Annotated in this window: 6 protein-coding genes; 5 read left to right on the top strand and 1 reads right to left on the bottom strand. The window is 60.9% G+C overall.

Going from position 1 to position 7,220, the window contains the following annotated elements:
• From holA to gshB, 5 genes are all read left to right on the top strand, one after another.
• A partial coding sequence (gene holA / locus Q7T10_RS19290) for a DNA polymerase III subunit delta (RefSeq protein WP_304751323.1) occupies nt 1-658 on the top strand: 658 nt, incomplete at its 5' end.
• Nucleotides 659-687: 29 nt separating this feature from the next.
• Nucleotides 688-1,968 (top strand): glutamate-5-semialdehyde dehydrogenase, encoded by a 1,281-nt coding sequence (locus tag Q7T10_RS19285; RefSeq protein WP_304751324.1) that lies wholly within the window; start codon nt 688-690, stop codon nt 1,966-1,968.
• A 135-nt stretch (nt 1,969-2,103) separates the two neighbouring features.
• Nucleotides 2,104-3,399 carry a glutamate--cysteine ligase gene (gene gshA / locus Q7T10_RS19280; protein WP_304751321.1) on the top strand — a complete coding sequence of 432 codons (1,296 nt, stop codon included), beginning with the start codon at nt 2,104-2,106 and terminating at the stop codon, nt 3,397-3,399.
• Nucleotides 3,400-3,570: 171 nt separating this feature from the next.
• Nucleotides 3,571-5,439, top strand: coding sequence for a potassium transporter Kup (locus Q7T10_RS19275; RefSeq protein WP_304751320.1), 1,869 nt, complete (start codon nt 3,571-3,573; stop codon nt 5,437-5,439).
• 63 nt (nt 5,440-5,502) lie between these two features.
• Nucleotides 5,503-6,450, top strand: a complete 948-nt coding sequence (gene gshB, locus Q7T10_RS19270) for a glutathione synthase (RefSeq protein WP_304751318.1) — start codon at nt 5,503-5,505, stop codon at nt 6,448-6,450.
• On the opposite strand, the gene Q7T10_RS19265 is transcribed toward gshB, so the two are convergent.
• Nucleotides 6,440-7,220: class II glutamine amidotransferase (locus Q7T10_RS19265; RefSeq protein WP_304751317.1), on the bottom strand; the 781-nt coding region annotated here is incomplete at its 5' end. The two genes, gshB and Q7T10_RS19265, sit on opposite strands and share 11 nt — an antisense overlap.

Here is a 7,220-nt window from a genome sequence, read left to right as displayed (position 1 = left end):
GCAGGTTGAGCCGGTCGAGCGCGGCGCCCTGCCGCAGTGGATCGCGCAGCGGCTTTCCAGCCAGGGCCAGCGGGTGGTCGCGGGTGAAGACGGGCAGCGCACGCTGCAGTTTTTTGCCGACCGGGTGGAAGGCAATTTGCTCGCCGCGCATCAGGAAATCCAGAAGCTCGCCCTCTTGTATGCGCCCGGCGAGCTGACGTTTGACCAGATTGAAAGCGCCGTGCTGAACGTGGCGCGCTATGACGTGTTCAAACTGTCTGAAGCGGTGCTGGCGGGCCAGACCCTCCGGGTGCAGCGCATGCTGGACGGCCTGCAGGCCGAGGGCGAAGCCGAAGTGCTGGTGCACTACACGCTGGCCGAGGACATTCGCGCCCTCAAGCGCGTCAAAGACGCCATGGCACAGGGCCGCCCCATGCCGATGGCGCTGCGTGAGCAGCGGGTGTGGGGTGCCAAAGAGCGTCTGTTTGAGCGCGTGCTGCCGCGTCTGAGTGAAGCCACTTTGGCCCATCTGCTGCAGGCGGCCCATCAGGTGGACGGGATTGTGAAGGGCCTGAAACAGCCGGACTGGCCGATTGATAACTGGCAAGCCCTGCAGCGGCTGGCGATGTTACTGTGCAGCCAATGTGCCGTACAGGCACCGGTACCGCGCGGGCGGTAAGCGGTTTATCCCATGCGAAAATGAACTTCATGAACGCGCTCAACATCCCCGATTACACCCAGGCCCTTGGTTTAAAGGCAAAACAGGCCTCAGCCCTTATGGCTAAAGCGCAGACAGCTACTAAAAGCAGAGCGCTTCGGAAGCTGGCCGAGTTGCTGCGCGCCAACGTGCAGCCGCTGCAAATCGACAACGCCAAAGACATCGAGCGCGCCGTAGCGGCAGGCCTGGCCGCCCCGATGGTGGACCGCCTCAAGCTCAGCCCCCAGGTGATCGAGACCTGCGCCCAGGGCTGTGAGCAGCTCGCCGCCATGCCGGATGTGATTGGTGAAATCATCGGCATGAAGCAGCAGCCCAGCGGCATTCGGGTCGGGCAAATGCGGGTGCCGATCGGCGTGTTCGGCATGATTTTCGAGAGCCGGCCCAATGTGACGATTGAGGCGGCCAGCCTGTCGATCAAGAGCGGCAACGCCTGCATCTTGCGCGGCGGCTCGGAGGCGATTGAGTCCAACAAGGCGCTGGCCCGGCTGGTGCAAGAAGCGCTGGAGACCAGTGGTTTGCCAGCCGATGCTGTGCAACTGGTGCAAACCACCGACCGCGAGGTGGTGGGCCAGCTCATCACCATGCAGCAGTATGTCGACGTGATCATTCCGCGCGGCGGCAAGGGCCTGATCGAGCGCATCAGCCGCGACGCCAAGGTACCGGTCATCAAGCACCTGGACGGCAATTGTCATGTGTATGTCGATGATCCCTGTGATATCGAGATGGCGGTCCAGGTGGCGGACAACGCCAAGACCAGCAAGTACAGCCCCTGCAATGCGGCCGAAGGTCTGCTGGTGGCGCGCGGCGTGGCGGCGCAGTTCCTGCCGAGAATCGGCGCGATCTACGCGGCCAAAGGGGTGGAGATGCGCGGCGACGTTGAAACGCTGGCGCTGCTGGCCACCGTGCCGGGCGCGCAAGTGAAGGCCGCCACCGAGCAGGACTGGTACGAGGAATACCTGGCGCCCATCATCAGTATCAAGGTGGTGCAGGGTGTGGATGAAGCCATTGCCCACATCAACGAGTATTCATCGCACCACACCGACGCCATCATCACGCGGGACCACATGCACGCACAGGCGTTCCTGCGGGAAGTCGACTCTGCGAGTGTCATGGTCAACACAAGCACCCGCTTTGCCGATGGTTTTGAATTTGGCCTGGGGGCTGAAATCGGCATCAGCACCGACAAGTTCCATGCGCGTGGCCCGGTGGGCATCGAGGGCCTGACTTCGCTAAAGTATGTGGTCCTGGGCCAGGGAGAGGTGCGAGTCTAGTCCGACAGGAGGCGCCTTGGTGTAAAAAGCCAGCGTACCGGCGGATTTGTCCGGGCAGTCCTTGCAAGCGCCGCGGCCGCCCCCAAATCCTAGAATACGTCCAGTTTTCCCACGTCATCCTTTCAAGAGGGCCGCATGGTTCCACATCTCGTCACAGCGCTCACTGGCCCCATCAACGAACTTGAGCAACGCGTCCTGGATTCGATGCCGGCCATTGAGCGCTGGTTCCGTCTGGAATGGATGGAGCACACGCCCCCGTTTTACAGCTCGGTGGATGTGCGCAATGCCGGCTTCAAGCTGGCGCCGGTAGACACCAATCTGTTTCCCGGCGGCTGGAACAACCTCACACCCGAGATGCTGCCGCTGGCCGTGCAGGCGGCCATGGCTGCGATTGAGAAAATCTGCCCGGAGGCGCGCAACCTGCTGCTGATTCCCGAGAATCATTCCAGTAACACGTTTTACCTGTCCAGCGTGGCGCAATTGCGGCGCATCTTCCACATGGCTGGCCTGAACGTGCGCATTGGCTCCATCGACCCGGCGATCAAAAAAACCACCACGGTTGAGTTGCCCAATGGTGAGAGCGTGACGCTGGAGCCTGTCATCCGCGGCAAGCGCCGCCTGGGGGTCAAGGATTTTGACCCCTGCACCATTCTGCTGAACAATGACCTGCGTGCCGGCGTGCCGGGCATTCTGGAAGACATTCACGAGCAGTACCTGTTGCCGCCGCTGCACGCCGGCCGGTCGACGCGGCGCATGAGCAAACACTTCAAGTGCTACGAGGAAGTGGCCAAGCGCCTGGGCAAGCTGTTGGGGGTTGACCCATGGCTGATCAACCCCTTGTTCGAGAAATGCGGGGAGGCGAAACTGGCTGAAGGCGTGGGCATGGAATGCCTAAGCACCAATGTGGATGCCCTGCTGACCAAAATTCGTCGCAAATACAAGGAATATGGCATCAAGGAGAAGCCATTTGTGGTGGTCAAGGCCGACAACGGCACCCATGGCTTGGGCATTGTGACCGTGCGTGATGCCAAAGACCTGGAGGCGCTAAGCCCGAAAGTGCAAAGCAAAATGAGTGGCACACGAGAAGGTCAGCCAACCCAGGATATTCTGATTCAGGAAGGCGTGCTGACCAAGGAACGCATGCATGACGCGGTGGCCGAGCCGGTGGTCTACATGATGGATCGTTACGTGGTCGGTGGCTTCTATCGTATTCATGCTGATCGCGGCGTCGATGAAAATCTTGATGCACCGGGATCGAGCTTTGTGCCATTGGCTTTTGAGCAGAGTGCGCGCCTGCCCCAACCCGGGATCAAGCCTGGCGCCAGTGCCCCCAACCGCTTTTATATGTACGGCGTGGTTGGGCGTCTGGCGATGCTGGCCGCCAGTTATGAGCTGGAAGCGACGGACCCGAATGCCGAAGTGTATGAATGAGGGCGGCGGTGGGCTCAGGGAATCAGGTCACCTGAAGTTGCTGCGCTGCAACATTTTTGGGGTTTGTTGACTTTAGAGCCTGGCGTCCTCATGCAACTTCACCCAGCAGGCGCAAAATAGCGTTCCCAAATGGAATGGAACCCCGCTTGAAGTTCAAGACGGGGTGAACTTGTGTCTTCATCCAAATCGTCTCTCACGGCGCTAACGCTGGGCGCCATCGGCGTTGTGTACGGTGACATCGGCACCAGCGTTCTGTACGCAGTCAAAGAAGTCTTTGGCTCCGGCCATGTGCCATTCACGCCGGACAATGTGTACGGCATTCTGTCGATCTTTTTCTGGACATTGACGGTCATCGTCTCCGTCAAGTATGTGTTGCTGGTGCTGCGTGCTGACAACAACGGTGAAGGCGGGCTGGTTGCCATGCTGGCGCTGGCCTCGCAGTCGGTGAAGGACAAGCCCGCGTTGCGGCGCGTGCTGCTTGTGGTCGGAATTTTCGGCACCTGCCTGTTCTACGGCGACGGCGTCATCACGCCGGCCATATCGGTGCTCTCGGCGGTGGAGGGTCTGGAGGTGATCTCGCCGGCCTTCAAGAAATACGTGATTCCGCTCACGCTGGTCATCCTGTTCGGCCTGTTCGCCGTGCAAAAGCGTGGCACCAGTGGCATCGGCAAGTTTTTCGGTCCCATCACTCTCGTGTGGTTCGCATGCATCGCGGCACTGGGTGTGGCGCAAATCGTCACCCATCCCACCATTCTGTGGGCCATCAGCCCCCATTACGCGCTTGGCTTCATCTGGCACAACCCCGGCACCGCCTTCATCATCCTGGGGGCCGTCGTGTTGTGTGTGACGGGGGCCGAGGCGCTGTACGCCGACCTGGGCCATTTCGGCAAGAAGCCGATTCGGGTCGCCTGGTTCTCCGTCGTCATGCCAGCGCTCACGCTCAACTATTTTGGCCAGGGCGCTCTGCTGCTCAATAACCCCGAAGCCGTCAAAAACCCTTTTTTCCTGATGGCGCCGGACTGGGCCCTGTTGCCGCTCGTGGGGCTGGCCACGCTGGCGACCGTGATCGCGTCGCAGGCCTTGATCTCGGGCGCTTTCAGCGTCACCAAGCAGGTCATTCAGCTCGGCTACCTGCCACGTTTGCAGGTGCAGCACACCAGTGTCAAGGAAACGGGCCAGATCTACATGCCGTTCGTGAATTGGGGTCTGTTTGTGGCCATCGTCCTGGCGGTGGTGATGTTCCGCTCCTCCAGCAATCTGGCGGGGGCCTATGGCATTGCCGTGACGCTGGACATGCTGATCACCACCGTACTGACCTTCTTCGTGATTCGCTACCACTGGCACTATCCGCTGGCGTTGTGCATTGGCGCCACGGGCCTGTTCTTCATTGTGGATCTGGCGTTCTTCGCCTCCAATTTGTTGAAGTTGTTTGACGGTGGCTGGTTCCCGCTCATGATTGGGGGCGCTATCTTCACGCTGATGATTACCTGGAAAGATGGCCGGCGCCTGATGACGGCCAAACTGCGGGTCGATGCCATCGATCTGGACAGTTTTCTGGAGGCCGTATTTGTCAGTCCGCCGACGCGGGTGGAAGGTACGGCGGTGTTTCTCACGGCTGAACCCGGCACAGTTCCCAACGCGCTGCTGCATAACCTGAAGCACAACAAGGTGCTGCATGAGAACAACCTGTTCGTCACGGTGCGCAACCACGAGGTGCCCTGGATCGGCATGGCCAAGCGCCTGACGATCGAGTCTCTCGGGCACGATTGCTGGCAGGTGATTGTGAACTACGGGTTCAAGAATGACCCCGATCTGCCCAAGGCCTTGCAGCAGATCAAGGGCCGCGGCTGCGAACTCGACCCGATGACCACCAGCTACTTCCTCTCGCGCGACATCGTGGTGCCGACCATCGGCAGTGGTATGTCGCAGTGGCGCGAGAAGCTGTTTGCGCAGATGCACCACAATGCCAGTGCGGCAGCCGAGTTTCTGAATCTGCCCAACAACTCGGTGGTCGAGCTGGGCTCGAAAATCGAGATCTGATGGTTTTTGGGCGTCAGGCCCCCGCTGAATGGTCGTTGTCTGCTATTACTTTGGTAGTCCCTCATGAATCTGCTTTTCATCGCCGATCCCCTTGCCTCCTTCAAGATTTACAAGGACACCACCTTCGCCATGATGCGCGAGGCGCAAAGGCGCGGCCACAGCGTGGCTGCCTGCGAGCCGCAGGATGTGATGTGGCAGACCGGGGGGCTGGTCACGGCGCACGTCCGCGATATCGTGCTCACGGGGCAGCCGGATGTGTGGTTCGAGGCCCGAGAAGCGCGCGCCGTGGCGCTGAAGGAATTCGACGCCATCCTCATGCGCAAGGATCCGCCTTTTGATTCCGAGTTTTTCTATGCCACGCACCTGCTGGAGCAGGCCGAGCGAGAGGGCGCACGCGTCTTCAACAAGCCGGGCGCGCTGCGCGACCACCCGGAAAAGCTCGCCATCATGGAGTTCCCGCAGTTCATCGGCCCCACCCTGGTCACGCGGGACGAGGCCGACATCAAGCGCTTCCACGCCGAGCACCAGGACATCATCCTGAAGCCGCTCGACGGCATGGGCGGTATGGGCATCTTCCGCGTCGGGCCGGACGGACTGAACCTGGGATCCATCACGGAGACGCTGAACCGCCACGGCGCGCAGAGCCTGATGGTGCAGAAGTTCCTGCCCGAGATCGTGGACGGCGACAAGCGCATCCTGGTGATTGGCGGCAAGCCGGTGCCCTACAGCCTGGCGCGCATTCCGCAGGGCAGCGAGGTGCGCGGCAATCTGGCCGCAGGCGGCAAGGGTGTGGCCCAGCCGCTGAGTGAGCGCGACCGTTTCATCGCCGAGTCACTGGGGCCGATCCTCTACGGCCGCGGCCTGCTGCTGGTAGGCCTCGATGTGATTGGCGACAGTCTGACCGAAATCAACGTCACCAGTCCGACCTGCTTTCAGGAGATCTTTGATCAGACCGGCTTTGACGTCGCCGCCATGTTCCTGGATGCACTGGAGCAGGCGCTCAAGCGCTGATGCGCTGAGCAGTCAGTGTCGCGCTGGCCCGCGAGGCGCAGATCGCCAGCGCCCCTTCCACAAACACCTGAATCTCGCCCGGCGCCATGGCCACCCAGTCTTCATTCAAGGTGAGGGGCTCGGTGACCACGATGGCCAACCGGTCCTGCGGACCATTGAGCGTCGCCAGGTCCACACGTACGTCTTCGTCCTTCATGTGCACCTGGGTAAACGGATAGCGACGCAGCACGTAGTGCAGTTTGGTGCTGGCGTGCGCCCACAAGGCCTGACCGTTGCTGAGCAGAAAATTGAAAGTGCCATGGCTGGCAATCTGGGGAACCAGTTCTCTCAGTGTGCAGGTGAGTTCTTCGACTGAAGGGACGCCGGCATGCGATTTGTCCAGCTCCTGCAGCAGCCAGCAGAACGCCAGTTCACTGTCGGTATTGCCGACCGGGCGGAAGCTGCCGTGTAGTGGTGGCGCATAGTTTTTCAGATCGCCATTGTGGGCAAAGACCCAGTAGCGTCCCCACAGTTCACGCACAAATGGATGGCAGTTTTCCAGCGTTACCGCCCCCACGGTGGCCTTGCGCACATGGGCGATGACGTTGTGGCTCTTGATCGGATAAGAGCGCAGCATTTTGGCAATCGGAGAGGTCGCGGCACCCTCCTTGTCGACGAAATAGCGCACGCCCTTGCCGGGCTGATTCGGTGTGGCGCGCTCGCTTTCAAAGAAGGCGATACCCCAACCGTCGGAATGGTGGGCGGTGCCACCGCCCCGTTGCGAAAACCCG

This window comes from Rhodoferax sp. (genome assembly GCF_030646845.1).
In the GTDB taxonomy this organism is placed as follows: Bacteria; Pseudomonadota; Gammaproteobacteria; order Burkholderiales; family Burkholderiaceae_C; genus Rhodoferax.
The sequence above is the reverse complement of the archived record's forward strand: the minus strand, read 5'-3'. Positions and strand labels throughout refer to the sequence as shown.

What these genes read in the sequence shown, in the direction of transcription:
- gshA (WP_304751321.1), top strand. Translation starts at nt 2,104, where the DNA reads ATGGTTCCACATCTCGTCACAGCGCTCACTGGCCCCATCAACGAACTT.
- Q7T10_RS19285 (WP_304751324.1), top strand. Translation starts at nt 688, where the DNA reads ATGAACGCGCTCAACATCCCCGATTACACCCAGGCCCTTGGTTTAAAG.
- gshB (WP_304751318.1), top strand. Translation starts at nt 5,503, where the DNA reads ATGAATCTGCTTTTCATCGCCGATCCCCTTGCCTCCTTCAAGATTTAC.